A 15,836-nucleotide genomic window follows, 5' to 3' on the forward strand; every position below is an offset into this window, starting at 1 on the left:
GATTATGAAGTTAGGTGAAATAATAAATATAGCAAATTGATTCTATTCGACAACAATTCATGCAGATGGATCTTTATACAATTGTTACTCGGATTATCATGATAAAATACTCTAGATTAAACCTATTATTTCGTATTTAATTTTAAATGTTATCTTTCAAACTTTAAGTTAACCGATATAAGAAATTATTAAAGAAAGTGCTATAAATAAAAATCCTAATGCAATAATAAAATTGCCATAATTTAACTGCTGCACAGTCGGATTTATCGGAACAAATTCAGATTTTTTTTAACCCAAATTATACCTGAACAAGCCTATACATTTGCTAATTGTTAGTAAAAAGAACAGAACTGCCGCTGATATCACACTTGATTCACTAGCAAACATAAAAAGTTACTTTCTTTACACATTCTAAATTCTATCTTCTGATATTCTTTCTTCGTTTTTTCGCGTCCAAATTTATTCAGATATTCTATTTTTTCATTTTGTAACCCCATATGAGCCATTAACCTTCCTGTAAAAATTGAAAGTGCTCCTAGACCCAATAAAATGTACATTATCATTCATGTATTCCTTTCTGCATTACTAATTATTATTTATATTACTGTTAACCCTATATCTATGCAAAAATGATCTTATCTACTACTTGCAGCAACAGTTATATCTCCTTCTTGGGCACAAAACATCGCAATTACTATCAATAAGAAAAAAAGACTTTTAACATTATAGTCCTTCGAATTCCTAAATATAGCTATGATTTGTTGTACACTTTTGAAAATAATTTTAAAGTTCTAAATATCAGTCTCATTATTTTTTAGACTAATTATAAAATTATTTTTGTTATCTTTTCCAAGATTAACAGTATAGATTCGCCCATTTTCCATGTCCAACTTTTTTAAGGCAGTACACTTGTGTCACACTCCCCTGATGCCCCGCTGAAGATCCTCTTTTTATTGAACTGCAGCCATTATTACATAGTTTAAAAAAATACTTACTTTAATGTTGAACAACATTAAAGTAAGTATCATGGAGAAGAATAAATATCAAATGAACAAAATTATAACAGCATTCACTATTATGGGAATCATACAACCAATTACTATTACAATTGTACCAATATACCAAGTATGACGAATATTAACTAGTTTTTTTGTATAGTTATCATTATTTAATCTTACTATTTTATTTTTCAATACGTCATCTAAGAATAAACTCTCCATTATTACCATCAATGCTATCCACAAAAAAGCTATAATTTTTTTTGAGCTATAAAAAAAGAGTAGACAAAATATCAGTGATAATATAAGTTTAAAGATTGTTTTTTTATTGTTTTTAATATCGGTAATCTTATCTCTAAACGATTGCTCCTATGTCAATAAATGGCACATCTTTTTCTAAACACTCGTTCTAATTCTGTCGGAATTAAACCAACTGATGTAATTTGAGGTTCGGATTACCAAGTCCTCAAAATTGGAAAAAGTTGTTTGAAAGGCAAACTCTCTCTTCAACAATGAGTGAAAAGCTTCAATTGGCCCATTATCATAAGGATAACCTTGTTTTGAGTATGAGTGGCTAATCTGATGCCGTTCAAGTAAAGTTTCAACTTCGTTGCTGGTGTACTGTGAACCCATGTCAGAGTGAAAATATTGTGGCTTTTGATGACATTCAAGCGCCTGATTAATCGTTTCTACAACTAACGGCGCCTCCATCTGACGACCAATCTTGAAAGCAAGAACTTGATGAACCTTTGGTTCGTAAATAGAACTGAGATAAACCCAGGTTCCTGGACGTAATTCCAAATAAGTAATGTCAGCACGCCATATCCTTGCATTGGGCTGGTGCTTGATTAAATTGGGGCGTTGTGAATGATCCACATGAGTGCCAGGTTTTTTAAATCGCCGATTCATTAAAGAGTGAATCTCCATTTCCCTCATTAATCGTAAAATTCGTTTTGACCCAACACAGATGCCTGACTTGCGAAGCACCATCGTTATTCGTGGATAACCATAGGCACGATAATTATTTTCCCAAATCAATTTAATTTTTTCTTTGAGCTGATTATCAACACGTTCGTGTTGACTAGGTTGATATCTTTTCCAATGGTAATAGGTGCTGCGCGGTAATTTCAGTGCCGAAAGAATAATTGATAAGCGGTGTCGCAATAACTGATCTTCTATGAAGACAAGGCAATTAATTCGTCCTAATGCTTTCCCAGTAACACCGCCGCAGCTTTTAAAATTTCAAGTTCCTCCTTTAATCGCTGATTTTCCTTTTGAAGTTGTTTGAATTCTTTGGACGTTACTTCAGTACCGTCTTCTAGCTCAACTGATTTAGCGCCTTTAACCCAGTTATGAATTGCGGCTGGAGAAACACCGTATTCCTCGGAAAGCGAGCGAATAGATCTTTTCTCTTCACGATGCATCTTCACAATGCTGGCTTTAAAATCATCTTGATATCGTTTCATTGGAATGCTCCTATCTTGTTTTATTAATTATGGTACAACTGTTCAGAAATTTATGTACCAAATACTAGGATAGGAGCATTCAAACTTCATGAATCACTAGAAGAAAGCAGGAAAGTAATAATTTTTCTTTGTATAATCACTTTGTATTCGTTTACGAAATTATTACACAATAGATACAGTATATTATTTTTGGTATAATTGACAAAAATAATATTGGAGGGATTTCTTTGCATTCCTACATTGAAATTAATTTTTCCTTATTGCTTTTTGCTGCGTTGTGTCTTCTTGTGACACTGATATTTTCAAGAAGGGCATCTAAAACTTTAAAAAAAATCAATAAGCCTAAAATTCAATATGCATCTTTAATTAAAAATTATAAAAAAGATAACTTAATTTCTATTGATGAAATCAAAGCTCTCTCTGCCATTAATAGCTACCCGTTTCTTTTATTTTTTTTCAGGACATTTTCTTTCAACCTTCTACTCTTTTTTTCTCCGTTATTATAGCCCTTTTTTATTCTGTATTTTACACCCAAATTAGGCCGCTACTCTTTGTACTATTTCTGTTGTGGGGAATATTTTGGTTATTGTCCTACATTGTTTTAAAAAGAAAAAATATTAATTTACATTCACAGATAAAAAATAAAAATCCAGTGCTTCTTAGAAATCCTAATATTGTTAATCTGACTATCCAATACGACCAAAAAATTTTACCACTAATAAAAAAATTACATTTTCTGTCTTGCTTGTTTCAATTTTTATGAATCTCGCATTATCATTGTTGGTTTCTTTTTTTAATTTTTCTCATTTTTGATCACCGCTATTAGAGCTGCAAGTCCGCCTGCAGCTTCTGCTGCTCCAGCAGCTGTTCCCGTTCCTACACCAGCTACAATCAGAGCTTGAAGCCCTACTATAGCAAGTGCTGTAACTGCTGTAGCTACTGCTACACCAGCAACAATTTCAACACCAGTTGTAATTATTCCATTGTAATCAGTTATTGTAGTGTCGTCCATTCCTGTCGGCACAACTTCAATCTTATGGAATATCTCATCAATAATTATTTCATACTCTAGTTCAATAGTTTCACCACTGTCGAGTGTATGGTCAAAAGTTGATTTAATATGCAAAGCTATTCCTGCATCGCTGCCCTTAGTAACCGGCTCTACCCAAATTTGACCGTTATTGATTAAAGAGGACAATTCAGTCAGTGCTGAATTGATATCCTCTTTATTTATCTCATCACTTAATGCCACAACTCCGGCTATGGTATCCGTAAAATCCGACTCAAACTTACCATTTGACACATTATAAACTACACCAACATTATCACCTGGCTCTGAAACTGATGCTTCAAATTTAACCTGTACGTAAAAGTCAACAGCAAAACCCGGAATTTCGTATTCTTTACTTGTTTTCTCAATCTTTAAACCACTTAAATATGAAAAATCTTTCTGCTGACTTAAAGCGTCAATAATTGTATTAATCTTTGCTAAATCTTCTGCATTTCCATAACCGCTTTCTCCTCCGACACCAAAACTACCTGTTGCAGTTTCTCTCGCACTTGTTGTCGCGTCCTTATCAATCGCAAAGTCTCCGATGGAGATCTCTGAGAATTGATCAAATGCCCATTCATCTGGTATTGAATATCCAAGATTTCCGGAATATCCTGTCGACATATCCGAAATAAAGGCCTTGGTTGCCAATCCTGCTGAAATAATAGTTGCGGAAACATTTCTAGTTCCATAAATCCCAACCTCATAGCCATACGAAGTTACAATATCATACAGAGCTTCAAAATAAACCTTTGCTGATCCTGCAATATCTCCAGCTTGAATATCCGCATCAACTGCAAAGTAGATGACTACTCCTTCTTTAAATCCTAAATCTTGTGCAGCATATACTGCTTTTGTCCCATCAGTTTTACCTTGTGCTGCCGTAAAGTACGCTTCTTTGTCTGAAGCCCCATCTTGATAGATTGGAAAAATCTTTAATCCCCCGGTTGTAATGGCAGTAATTTCATCTGTTGTTAAATTTTTTGCTCGCTCACTCGTACCGGAACCTACAGTTCCTGTTAAATAACGACCAACAATGCTGTAACCTGCATTTTTTAAAGTCGCAATTCTCGTTGCATTTAATTGATATGAGGTATCACAAGCGATTGCGGAACGATCTGGATTACCCGCTGAAGTCAATAAACTCATAAAGATATCTACACCTGCACTGGTTCCATCTGTAGAATCTAATGCCATTGTTTCTTCAAATTCCTTGACCGCTGCAACAACTGCAGCATCATAGACTCCATCAAATGCACCCGTATATGCTTTATTATTTACATACAATCCCCATTGCAAGATTCTAACAAAATTATTTGTTGTTCCTTCTTTGACAGTTGGTGTATCTTTTTTAGTGGTTGCACCATAAGCACCTGTCGCAACACTTGTACTTATCTTTTCTTCTGCCTGCAACGCATAAATCAAAGCTGAATTAGTATCTCGCTGGTAAATTCCATCACATGGCAAGATTCCTGTATACGCTAAATAATCATGATTCAATTGTTGTTGCATTTCGCGAACTTTGGCATCGCCGCCCGTTAGTAAATCAAAAGAACTCATATTTAACAAAGCTGCCATAAAATTACCATCTACTGAGCTACTTGTATCTGCAAGTCCTGCCTTTGTTTTCATTGTAGTCACTGCAGAAGCCGTATCAGCTGAGAACTTACCATCAAATTCTCCTGGTGTGATTCCCTTACACCAAAATCCTCCTTGAATAATATACGCAATATTGCCTGTATAACCAACTACAATTGTTTTAGTGATATTATTGAATTTTTGTTTACTTGTTGGTCCAAAATTATTGACCAAACCTGTGATTCCAAGTTCATGTTGTAACGCCCTTGTTAACCCATAAACTGTTCCCCAGCCAGTAAGTCCATCTTCTGTTACACTACCAAAACCACTGACTCCTCCATACGTTTTGTTTAACCATTGTTGTGTTTCTAATACCATTTGATCCATCTTTAAAACTTCCTTTCTTGTAAGATTGACATTATCTTAAACCCGGATTTTCACGCAATCAAACATACGTTCGTGCTTTTTGCAAAAATTTTATTAAAAAAGGGCCAAATCCATGAATGAGTGCTCCATGATTAGGTCCTTTTTTTGATAATAATATACTTCTTAATCTTCTGCTAATTACTCTAGTAAGTTCATTAATCGTTTACGTTTCTTAAAATCCCTGTCTGGCACCAATCCTAAGTAATAGGTGGCTGTTACTTTAGGACTTGAATGTCCTAATAACCTAGAAACTTGCACAATATCCGCCTGCTTCTCAATCAATAACGACGCGATTGTATGCCGAATCATATGAATTGAAAAATTTCCTTCAATATCTAACCGCTTCTGAAGCGTTTTAAAAGCTGAGTTAATTGTGGATGGACTAGGTACATTTGAAAATGCGTCCTCAAAAATAAGTCTATCTTTATCTGGGCTAATCGAACTAGCAGCTTTGGTACTTCCACAGAATTTTTTTATTCGTTCCAATACATCTGGTGGCACAGGAATTGTTCTATGTGCATTAACAGTCTTTGTTTCGCCTACTTTTTTTTCGAGACATTTCCATGCCTGCTTTATTGTGACTGTATTCTCTTTGAAGTCAAAGGAATCTATGGTTAATGCTAATGCTTCTCCTACTTGCATTCCAGTAAACACAATTATTAACATCACCATATAATTTCTGCTAATATTTTCTTTAGTGTACTTCAATAAAAAATTCTTCACTTTACTGAAATTATCTGCTGACATAACTTTAGAATCCATGGATCTAGCTACTTTATTTCCTTTAGGGACTACGATGTCCTCCATCGAGATTTTTTGATATATCACCCATCCTGAGTGAACCAAGAAAATAAAATTTATTTTAAAAAAAAGCATTTGCTCTGTACGAGAGTTCAAATGCCTACAATGTAGTAATTTAAGCCTTATAATATGTGTGCAAAATTAGAATTATTATGTTATTAGCTTTCCACATAACATCAAAGAAATAATCAACTATGCTGACTTATGGCTAGTATTTTAAGATTCAACTAAGTTGTATGATTTGGTCGAATTGCTGCTCTCTTTCTAGATTTATTTTATGTTCTACAACAATCATAGTAAGATCCTTAATAGACATTAGCTTAAACATTATTTTATTTGCCAGTTTCTCATCCAAACTCGATGTACTTTCATCAAGTAATAAAACACGCGGTTGAGTAATTAACGCCCTAGCTAATGCCAAACGTTGCCGTTCTCCGCCCGAAAAATCTGCTCCATCAGCTGTAATCATAGTATCCATTTGCTGTGGTAATGCAGCTATTTTATCCAATAAATTAACTTCTCTTAATGCTCCTTCTATGATCTCTTGTGGATACATTGCTCCTAGCGTTAAATTGAACTTGATAGTGTCGCTAAATATGTACGGCTTTTGTGGTAAATACAATGGCATGTAGCTATTACTATCAGAATTCCAGTCAATTGTTCCCTCATAGTCGGTTGTAACACCCGCTATTATTCTTAACAATGTACTCTTTCCCACTCCACTTGGCCCTGCTAGTAACACCTTTGTCCCTGAAACAACTTTGAAGCTGACTGGTTTTAACCAATACCCACTTCCAGTAGAATCGGGCAGTGCCACATCCTTCACGTACAGGCTGGGCACCTTTAACTGAGAATTATTAAGATATTGTTTATTTTCAACATTTTTATTAGCTGACAATAACACAAACTTATCAAAAACAGGTTTAGTAGATTTTATAACAACAATATTACTTGTAATATTTTGCATTGCCATAAAAATGACTGCTGCGAGTGAACCTGTCGACATCACTGACCCAACAGACAAATTTTTATTAACAGCTAATAATCCTGTTAAACCGATAATACTAATTTGACTGAGGACACTAATGGCTCCAACTATATTATTGACCCACATATTATGATAGCTATATTTGCTTTGTGCTAAATAAATATTTTGTGATTCCTCATTTATTTTGGACTTCATTACACTTCTCTTTCCAAAAAAAATAAGTGTATCGAACCCGCCAAGTATGCTTGTAACAGCCGTTGTGAATACGCTGTTGCTCGATGTAACATCTTTAGCTACACTATCCAACATATTTCCTACCATTTTTGGCAAAAAGAGCAAAACCAATGATAGTAATAGTGCAGTTACTGCCAAAGACCAATTGTAAAAGCATAGGGTAAATGTTGGTATCACCAACTCCAAAACATAAAAACAAACATCACAAAAAGCAAAAAAACCATTTTTCTTAATTTGCTGAATATCATTAGTTAACCAAGAAGTATAGTCACCAACTGACCATTTATTATGGAAATCTCCATAACTTAATTGCACTATTTTCTGAACAATATCCCCACGTAGATCAATACTCAGCTTTTCTACTAAAGTTTCTTGCACATAATTTGTCAAATTACCAAAAATTACACGACCAATTGACACTAATACAATTATCATAAACCATATAACAAATAAACGCTTAGACTCATGGGCAATACTATCTGTTAAATTGGTCAGAAAAACGCTCCCCAGTGTGTCTAAGGTAGTTGCCACAATCATAATTATTAGCAACATGATAGTTCGCATTTTATTTTGCTTGAAATAATGAACTATTTTATCCATGGGCTTCATTCCCTTATCACTCTTATTTTGCTACAAATTAAAAGGCCGTCCTTCGTTGACCAGCCTCTTAATAACCGTCAAATCTTATTTGTTGTATATGATACTCTGCAGTTAAATTTATAAGTAGCTTATTTATGAATGACGGTAATAAGACAAACATCACCATCAATAATACGAAATTGCTTATTCAGACCTTCTGGTTCAGCTAAAGATGAGAGAAGACTCATTGACACTTTTGGTTTAGATATTTGCTCAATTTGTTTAACTTGTAATACTCCAACATTTTTTGGCATGAACTTCACCTCCTTATTTAGATTAACGGTTGCGTTAATCTTAGTTCTATTCTAATATAAAGTCAATCAAATTTTAATTTAAATAAACTTGAATTTTAAGGAGGAAATCATGAAATTTTTATCTTCTCATATAATTGCAATGAACAGTTTAGAACTTAAACATTACAAAATTACTCACAACTCATCATGGCTATATTTCAAACATCGGAACAAACACCTTGATAATCAGGGATGGAAGATACATATATCATCAACTCTTAAGAATTTGTCCAATATAATTCAGATAGTCGTACCAATCTTACTTGAACACAAATTGTCTTTCAAAATACCTGTTACTGAATATGCTGCTAAGGTTATACTTTTTGGAGGCGCAGGTTATCTAGAAAACGGAAAAGTTATTACTATTTATGTAGGAGATAAAAAAGCCAGTGACCTAGAAAGTATTATTTATGTCTTAGCTAGTGCCTGTGATGAATTCTCTCATGATGGTTTTCCAAATATTATAACCGACTTACAATTTGAAAAAACATGTATTTTTCTTCGCTATGGCGGAATAACTCCTGTAATAAAATATGACAAAACTAGTAACCCACACCAGTATCTAATTGACTATGAAGATCACTTAGTTGAAGATATTCGTAGAATTGGATATTTTAAACCTAATTGGGTTCAGTTACCTTTCTTTTTATCCAACTCCATTGATAAACTTAAGCTACAAAAAGAAAAGGAAAATCTACTTTCTGATTATGATCTTCACGAACCTACTGTTATTACAAGGCGCACCAAAAGTTCTGTTTACCAACTTAAATACAACAATAAGTTGGTAATTTTAAAACAAGCAAGTAGATTTTCTGTACAAGATGAATTGAAAAGAGATAGCATATATAGATTGAAAAATGAACTACATATTCTTAAATTATTAAAAGACTGCAATGTTCCTAAAATTATTGCATTTAATCAAAATGAAAGAGAGGCATTTCTTATTGAAGAAAAAATTGATGGAATGCCCTTGGTTGCTTTTTTTAAGCAAAAAAATTATGTTGCTAATAATTATACTAATATTACAAAGATAATTATTAATTTACAGAATGAAATAAAAAAAATTCACAACCATGGTATTATTATCAGGGACCTATCTGAACAAAATATTTTAGTAGATAAAAATTTAAATGTCTATTTAATTGATTTCGAGATAGCTAGTATCGAGAATGAGAAACTACCCATATCTGGTTTCACTGTTGGTAAGTCACTTATTGATTGGAAACATGTAAACAATCGACGTACCTCAAAAGAGGACGATTATTTTGCATTTGGCAGTATTATTTTTTTTATCACAACATCCTTCAATACAGGATTTAATGAAGCTACACATAATTACTCTTTGTCCGATTACTTCCAAAAACTAAATAATATTGCTTTATCTAGCTGTAAAGGTAACTACTTAAACCTCGCACTTTTAGCCGTTAAAATTATGCAAAAAAAGCAGTTACCATCCATTGATGAATTCCATAAATTTCCTACTAAATTGCAATTAACCATTGACGATAAGTTATTAGCAAAAAAGAAAAAAAATCTAGCACATCGTTACCTATATTTTAAATTAACATCATTAATCATAACAGATCGTAACGATGTTTTTAATTCAATAGGAATACTAAAAACAGCTAAATTTTATATGCAAAAAACGAATGACTTTACTATATATGATTGCTCCTATGTCAATAAATGGCACATCTTTTTCTAAACACTCGTTCTAATTCTGTCGGAATTAAACCAACTGATGTAATTTGAGGTTCGGATTACCAAGTCCTCAAAATTGGAAAAAGTTGTTTGAAAGGCAAACTCTCTCTTCAACAATGAGTGAAAAGCTTCAATTGGCCCATTATCATAAGGATAACCTTGTTTTGAGTATGAGTGGCTAATCTGATGCCGTTCAAGTAAAGTTTCAACTTCGTTGCTGGTGTACTGTGAACCCATGTCAGAGTGAAAATATTGTGGCTTTTGATGACATTCAAGCGCCTGATTAATCGTTTCTACAACTAACGGCGCCTCCATCTGACGACCAATCTTGAAAGCAAGAACTTGATGAACCTTTGGTTCGTAAATAGAACTGAGATAAACCCAGGTTCCTGGACGTAATTCCAAATAAGTAATGTCAGCACGCCATATCCTTGCATTGGGCTGGTGCTTGATTAAATTGGGGCGTTGTGAATGATCCACATGAGTGCCAGGTTTTTTAAATCGCCGATTCATTAAAGAGTGAATCTCCATTTCCCTCATTAATCGTAAAATTCGTTTTGACCCAACACGGATGCCTGACTTGCGAAGCACCATCGTTATTCGTGGATAACCATAGGCACGATAATTATTTTCCCAAATCAATTTAATTTTTTCTTTGAGCTGATTATCAACACGTTCGTGTTGACTAGGTTGATATCTTTTCCAATGGTAATAGGTGCTACGCGGTAATTTCAGTGCCGAAAGAATAATTGATAAGCGGTGTCGCAATAACTGATCTTCTATGAAGACAAGGCAATTAATTCGTCCTAATGCTTTCCCAGTAACACCGCCGCAGCTTTTAAAATTTCAAGTTCCTCCTTTAATCGCTGATTTTCCTTTTGAAGTTGTTTGAATTCTTTGGACGTTACTTCAGTACCGTCTTCTAGCTCAACTGATTTAGCGCCTTTAACCCAGTTATGAATTGCGGCTGGAGAAACACCGTATTCCTCGGAAAGCGAGCGAATAGATCTTTTCTCTTCACGATGCATCTTCACAATGCTGGCTTTAAAATCATCTTGATATCGTTTCATTGGAATGCTCCTATCTTGTTTTATTAATTATGGCATAACTGTTCAGAAATTTATGTACCAAATACTAGGATAGGAGCAGATCGTTTTAAGCAACGTTTAGAACAAGTAATCAAATATATTAGTTCTCACAAAAAAGAAAACTACAATCATTCAGTAATCAAGGGTGATCTTCCTTTAATTGGAATAATGTCTTGGGCAAGAAAACTTGAAAAGCACAATAATAAATTTTTGTATATAAAATTCACAGTTTCACTTCTTGATGAAATTAAAAAAGATATTTCTTCACTATATTCCGGATATGGTTTTGGTCTAGCAGGAATTGGTACAGAACTATTACAGAATTTACAGGACGAACAAGATAAAACTCTTTATAATCAAGAAATTAATCTTGTAGAACAAATAGCTACTGAGCTAAAAAAAAGAACTTATTATATAAATAATGAAATAAAATTTGATTATGGATCTCCACTTGGCTTTATTCAGAATGAAGATGTGAATAATTTTAGATACGGGAACAGTGGTATTGGGCACTTCTTTTGTAAATACTATGATCAATTCCATGATACTTCTATATTACGATTAATAACTCAATTACAACACAAAGTATTAAATTCATTATCAATAGTAAATGCTAATCAACTTGTTTTTAAAGATTTTGAAGGTGAAGCAACACAACTATCAGGTTTGGCACTTGGATATGGTGGTCCTCTCATATTTTTATTTGAGAGTTCAAAATTTATAATAAATCCAGCAAACTTGACTAACCTATCAAATATATTGCAGATTTCAGAAAAAAAACGAGATCTTGTATGTGCAAAATTATCAACGGGTGTTGCAGGACAGATATTGCAACACCATATTCTTGGTAACAATAAGTTAGTTGTAAAGTATCAAACTATATTATTGAATTTAAAATCAGAAAATAGTGATGTACCTTTTTGGACTCCACAAAATAAGTATTTTTCATATGATGATGATTTTTTTGAAGGAAACTCTGGTATTGTGTACTCCTTAATTATGTAGCAGATAGATTATGCGCTTAACACTTATTTTCTCGCTATTACTAATTAAAAAGATTATCCATCAACTCACTCTTCATAAAAACTACAACATTTATTATTCTTTGATTATTGCTATTACATTTCATATTATTTTTGGGTCAATTGGGCCATTAGGGCATGTTTTTAAACTCATTCCACAACACTAAAACTTCGCAGCATCCGTCCAAAATATGCCACCTAATATTTCGTTTCTTGTCAGTTATTGACAATTTAAAATAATCTAACGTAACAAAAAGTAACAGTATTCAAGTAAATACTTGAGACACAAAAAAGCCATGGCCCCTTTGAGGGAAGCCATGGCTTTTAATATTTATTATCGTTTGTTATTAAAGTTTTTCTTTGCTTACAATGTTCAACTTTTCATCCAAGTCATAAACAACTGGTTGACCTGTTGCCATTTCAACATCCATGATGTCTGCATCTGAGATGTCTTCAATGTATTTTGTAAGGGCACGTAATGAGTTACCATGTGCTGCGATGATAACATTCTTGCCTTCAAGCAACTTAGGAGCAATTTCGTCTTCCCAGAATGGGATAACACGTTCCAAAGTAACCTTCAAGTTTTCGCCACCAGGGATAGCACGTGGATCAAGGTCTGCATAACGACGATCTTGTGCTGCAGAGCCTTCATCGTCAGCACTCAAGAGTGGTGGAAGTACATCGTAAGAACGACGCCAAATATGAACTTGGTCTTCACCAAATTTTTCAGCAGCTTCTGCTTTATTTTGGCCTTGTAATGCACCATAATGACGTTCATTTAAGCGCCATGATTTTGTTTCTGGAACCCATAATTGACCTGATTCTTCCAAAGCAAAATGCAACGTCTTAATAGCACGAGTCAATACTGATGTATAAGCTTGATCAAATTCGATTCCTGCTTCTTTTAACTTACGTCCAGCTTCCTTAGCTTCTTTTTCACCTTGTTCACTTAAGTTAACGTCAACCCAACCGGTGAAAAGGTTCTTCAAGTTCCATTCACTTTGTCCGTGACGGATAAAAACTAATTTTGTCATAACTAGCAAAAACCTCTTTCATTTATATGATTTGTTTACAACTCACATTTTACACTGAAAACTTGAAAATTCATAGCCTAAAAAAGTTACAAATTGTGAAAAAAATAATTAGTTCTTTAAAGCCATCAAGATAGCATTAACAGCCTTTTCAACATTTTCAGGTGTTGTTGCAAGATTCAGTCTGATAAATCCGTTCCCAGCAGTTCCAAAGATTTCGCCATAATCGACTGCAATTTTTGCTTTGTGCTGTATTAGTTGGTGCAACTTCTTGGAATCTACAACCTTACGCATATCGACCCACGCTAAATATGTGCCTTCAAGTTCTGTAATTTTTATTTCGGGAACTTCTTTTGCAAATTGTCTTTTAAGATAATTAAAATTATATTCAATCAGTTCAATCATCCCATTCAACCAATCCGCTCCTTCACGATAAGCAGCTTCCGCAGCAACTTTTCCAATTAAATTACCACTTGGTAGACACAATTTTTCGATATACTCATCGTAACGTTCACGAATCTGTGGATTTGGTATTACTACATGACTATTTTGAAGGGCCGCTAAATTAAAAGTTTTTGAGGCTGCATCAAGCATGATAATATTATCGCGATAGAATCCATCTTTAATTGAGAGCGCAGAAATAAATTTGTTATTTCCCACAATCAGATCATGATGAATTTCATCTGAGATTACCAATACCTGCTCTTCACGGCAAATTTCAAGCAATTGTTCAAGTTCTTCTTTTTTCCAGACTCTGCCAACTGGATTGTGTGGTGAACAATTAATCAACAACTTAACATGTTCTTTTTTGATTTTAGTACGAATATCTTCAAAATCCATCTCATAGTGTCCTTGATTGTTCTTCAAATTTGAAACAACTAGCCTACGACTATTATTTTCAATCACATGCATAAATGGATGATATACGGGTTGCAACACCATGACTGCATCATCTTGAAGAGTCAAAATATTTACTAATGCGCTGATTGACTGAACAACTCCTGCCCCAAAACGAATCCACTCCTTATGTAGTTCCGTTCCATATCGCTCTTGCTGCCATTCAAAATATGCTTCGTAATAACTATCAGGGGTCAGTGAATAGCCGTACGCCCCATGTTCAATTCTTTTTTTCAAAGCATACATTACTGCTTCGGGTGCCTTGAACTCTGTATCTGCAACCCACATTGGGAGAAGATCATTTGATCCAAATCCACTTTTCATTCCATCCCATTTAACCGAATCAGTATTTTTGCGTTCAACTGCATATTTTTCTACAAAATCCGCAACCTTCATAACCATCTACTCCTTATGACTTAATTTATTCTTGATTTTACCTAATGTAGCTTTTTTCCGTTTGATAGGTTTCACACCTAATATATCCAGCAAGAAGGTAAAAATTGGAATACCAACAATTAATCCCCATACTCCGAAGAATTTCTCTGCCACAAATAATACTACGAAAGTATAGAAAATTGGGAGTTCCGTCTTATTAGACATCAACTTGGGATTAAGTACATAAGACTCCAATGAATGTACTACTAGTAACATAATAACAATATAAAATACATAATTAAGTCCACCTACCGAATAACCGATAATTCCCATCGGAATCGCTGAAATAATAACTCCAGCCACTGGAATAAGACTCATTAAAAAAATCAATAAAGACAAACTGAACAACTGTGGCATTTGCATTACTGCAAGACAAATTGTTGTCAATGTGGTATTCACAATTGCAATAATGAATTGAGTTTCAATAACTACCCCAAAGGTATTGACGAATTTTTCAGCAAAAAAATAGATATCTTTAAAAAACCAATCATAAGGTCCTGTCAAAAAGCTTCGCGAAAAACTAAACATTCTCTTTTTCTCAATCGTAAAGAAGAAACTTAGAAATAGTGATAATAGGAACGTAACACCCATTGATCCGATGCTTGTTACATACTTAAAAAGAATGGTTACACCATTTTTCATCTGTGACACAATAGTTGATGTACTAATATAATTATTTACATAACGCAAAATCTCGTTCCCATCAAAAGATGGTTTCTGATAGAAATTCATTACATACTTAACCATTGACTCTGTCTGATAGAACAGCTTAGGCAAATAAATTGTAACCCCAAGGTACAACGAACCGATTAGCAATAGGTACACAGCAGACACAATCAGTGGTGCTGGTATCTTCACGTACTTCCTAATAAAATTAGTTAAACTAATTACAAGGAAGGTAAAAATAAATGTTAATAATATTAAACTCAACAATTCACGCATCTCATACAAAACAAAAATTACGACCAACAATACTACTGTCCGCCGTAGCCTTACATTAGCTACAAATCTCTCCCATATTCCCAAAAAACCACTCCTAAGTTTATTAGTATTCCCTAATCTCATTGTACATAAAAAGAGGTACTGACAAAACCCTTTTTGCAATAGCTTTTGAAAATTACAATAAAATGTATTCTGTCTATCTATATTGGGTATTCAAATTAATTATACAAAAATATTGCTACCCCC

The 15,836-nt window shown here is 33.8% G+C and carries 12 protein-coding genes; 2 read left to right on the forward strand and 10 right to left on the reverse strand.

Features of this window, described 5'->3' with window-relative positions; translation table 11 throughout:
• Positions 1 to 362: 362 nt before the first annotated feature.
• The 6 genes from G6O70_RS11775 to G6O70_RS11800 form a co-directional block, all read right to left on the reverse strand.
• Positions 363 to 557, reverse strand: coding sequence for a hypothetical protein (locus G6O70_RS11775; protein ID WP_219934284.1), 195 nt, complete (start codon positions 555 to 557; stop codon positions 363 to 365).
• An 837-nt stretch (positions 558 to 1,394) separates the two neighbouring features.
• A protein-coding gene (locus G6O70_RS11780) for an IS3-like element IS1163 family transposase (protein WP_219934285.1) occupies positions 1,395 to 2,464 on the reverse strand; the annotation gives its coding sequence in 2 pieces (ribosomal slippage) (positions 1,395 to 2,236 and positions 2,236 to 2,464; 1,071 coding nt in all).
• A 793-nt stretch (positions 2,465 to 3,257) separates the two neighbouring features.
• Positions 3,258 to 5,480, reverse strand: a complete 2,223-nt coding sequence (locus G6O70_RS11785) for a glycoside hydrolase domain-containing protein (RefSeq protein ID WP_057870367.1) — start codon at positions 5,478 to 5,480, stop codon at positions 3,258 to 3,260.
• Between the two features lie 177 nt (positions 5,481 to 5,657).
• On the reverse strand, positions 5,658 to 6,281 hold the full coding sequence (locus G6O70_RS11790) for a site-specific integrase (RefSeq protein WP_057870368.1): 624 nt from the start codon (positions 6,279 to 6,281) through the stop codon (positions 5,658 to 5,660).
• A gap of 262 nt (positions 6,282 to 6,543) precedes the next feature.
• Positions 6,544 to 8,142, reverse strand: a complete 1,599-nt coding sequence (locus G6O70_RS11795) for an ABC transporter transmembrane domain-containing protein (protein WP_057870369.1) — start codon at positions 8,140 to 8,142, stop codon at positions 6,544 to 6,546.
• 128 nt (positions 8,143 to 8,270) lie between these two features.
• Entirely contained in the window at positions 8,271 to 8,435 is a 165-nt protein-coding gene (locus G6O70_RS11800; protein ID WP_157047987.1) for a hypothetical protein, read from the reverse strand.
• Positions 8,436 to 8,544: 109 nt separating this feature from the next.
• Between G6O70_RS11800 and G6O70_RS11805 the strand changes: the two genes are divergently transcribed.
• A complete protein-coding gene (locus G6O70_RS11805) occupies positions 8,545 to 10,179 on the forward strand; it encodes a class III lanthionine synthetase LanKC N-terminal domain-containing protein (protein ID WP_057870370.1) in 1,635 nt (544 codons plus the stop codon).
• Here the strand turns inward: G6O70_RS11805 and G6O70_RS11810 are convergent.
• Positions 10,176 to 11,245 (reverse strand): IS3-like element IS1163 family transposase gene (locus tag G6O70_RS11810; RefSeq protein WP_219934255.1). Its coding sequence is split into 2 segments (ribosomal slippage): positions 10,176 to 11,017 and positions 11,017 to 11,245, totalling 1,071 coding nucleotides; the frame shifts between segments, so codons are not numbered across the junction. The two genes, G6O70_RS11805 and G6O70_RS11810, sit on opposite strands and share 4 nt — an antisense overlap.
• Before the next feature lie 186 nt (positions 11,246 to 11,431).
• On the opposite strand from G6O70_RS11810, the gene G6O70_RS11815 reads away from it, so the two are divergent.
• Positions 11,432 to 12,268 (forward strand): lanthionine synthetase LanC family protein, encoded by an 837-nt coding sequence (locus G6O70_RS11815; protein ID WP_057869956.1) that lies wholly within the window; start codon positions 11,432 to 11,434, stop codon positions 12,266 to 12,268.
• Between the two features lie 364 nt (positions 12,269 to 12,632).
• On the opposite strand, the gene G6O70_RS11820 is transcribed toward G6O70_RS11815, so the two are convergent.
• From G6O70_RS11820 to G6O70_RS11830, 3 genes are all read right to left on the reverse strand, one after another.
• Positions 12,633 to 13,319 (reverse strand): 2,3-diphosphoglycerate-dependent phosphoglycerate mutase, encoded by a 687-nt coding sequence (locus G6O70_RS11820; RefSeq protein ID WP_057869957.1) that lies wholly within the window; start codon positions 13,317 to 13,319, stop codon positions 12,633 to 12,635.
• 108 nt (positions 13,320 to 13,427) lie between these two features.
• On the reverse strand, positions 13,428 to 14,609 hold the full coding sequence (locus tag G6O70_RS11825; RefSeq protein ID WP_057869958.1) for a MalY/PatB family protein: 1,182 nt from the start codon (positions 14,607 to 14,609) through the stop codon (positions 13,428 to 13,430).
• 6 nt (positions 14,610 to 14,615) lie between these two features.
• On the reverse strand, positions 14,616 to 15,674 hold the full coding sequence (locus G6O70_RS11830) for an AI-2E family transporter (protein ID WP_057869959.1): 1,059 nt from the start codon (positions 15,672 to 15,674) through the stop codon (positions 14,616 to 14,618).
• Between the last annotated feature and the right edge of the window lie 162 nt (positions 15,675 to 15,836).

Source organism: Liquorilactobacillus hordei DSM 19519 (assembly GCF_019443985.1).
Taxonomy (GTDB): domain Bacteria; phylum Bacillota; class Bacilli; order Lactobacillales; family Lactobacillaceae; genus Liquorilactobacillus; species Liquorilactobacillus hordei.

Excerpts from the sequence above, each read along its gene's own strand:
- G6O70_RS11775 (WP_219934284.1), bottom strand. The coding sequence starts at position 557 with ATGTACATTTTATTGGGTCTAGGAGCACTTTCAATTTTTACAGGAAGG.
- G6O70_RS11785 (WP_057870367.1), bottom strand. The coding sequence starts at position 5,480 with ATGGATCAAATGGTATTAGAAACACAACAATGGTTAAACAAAACGTAT.
- G6O70_RS11790 (WP_057870368.1), bottom strand. The coding sequence starts at position 6,281 with ATGGATTCTAAAGTTATGTCAGCAGATAATTTCAGTAAAGTGAAGAAT.
- G6O70_RS11795 (WP_057870369.1), bottom strand. The coding sequence starts at position 8,142 with ATGGATAAAATAGTTCATTATTTCAAGCAAAATAAAATGCGAACTATC.
- G6O70_RS11800 (WP_157047987.1), bottom strand. The coding sequence starts at position 8,435 with ATGCCAAAAAATGTTGGAGTATTACAAGTTAAACAAATTGAGCAAATA.
- G6O70_RS11805 (WP_057870370.1), top strand. The coding sequence starts at position 8,545 with ATGAAATTTTTATCTTCTCATATAATTGCAATGAACAGTTTAGAACTT.
- G6O70_RS11815 (WP_057869956.1), top strand. The coding sequence starts at position 11,432 with ATGTCTTGGGCAAGAAAACTTGAAAAGCACAATAATAAATTTTTGTAT.
- G6O70_RS11820 (WP_057869957.1), bottom strand. The coding sequence starts at position 13,319 with ATGACAAAATTAGTTTTTATCCGTCACGGACAAAGTGAATGGAACTTG.
- G6O70_RS11825 (WP_057869958.1), bottom strand. The coding sequence starts at position 14,609 with ATGAAGGTTGCGGATTTTGTAGAAAAATATGCAGTTGAACGCAAAAAT.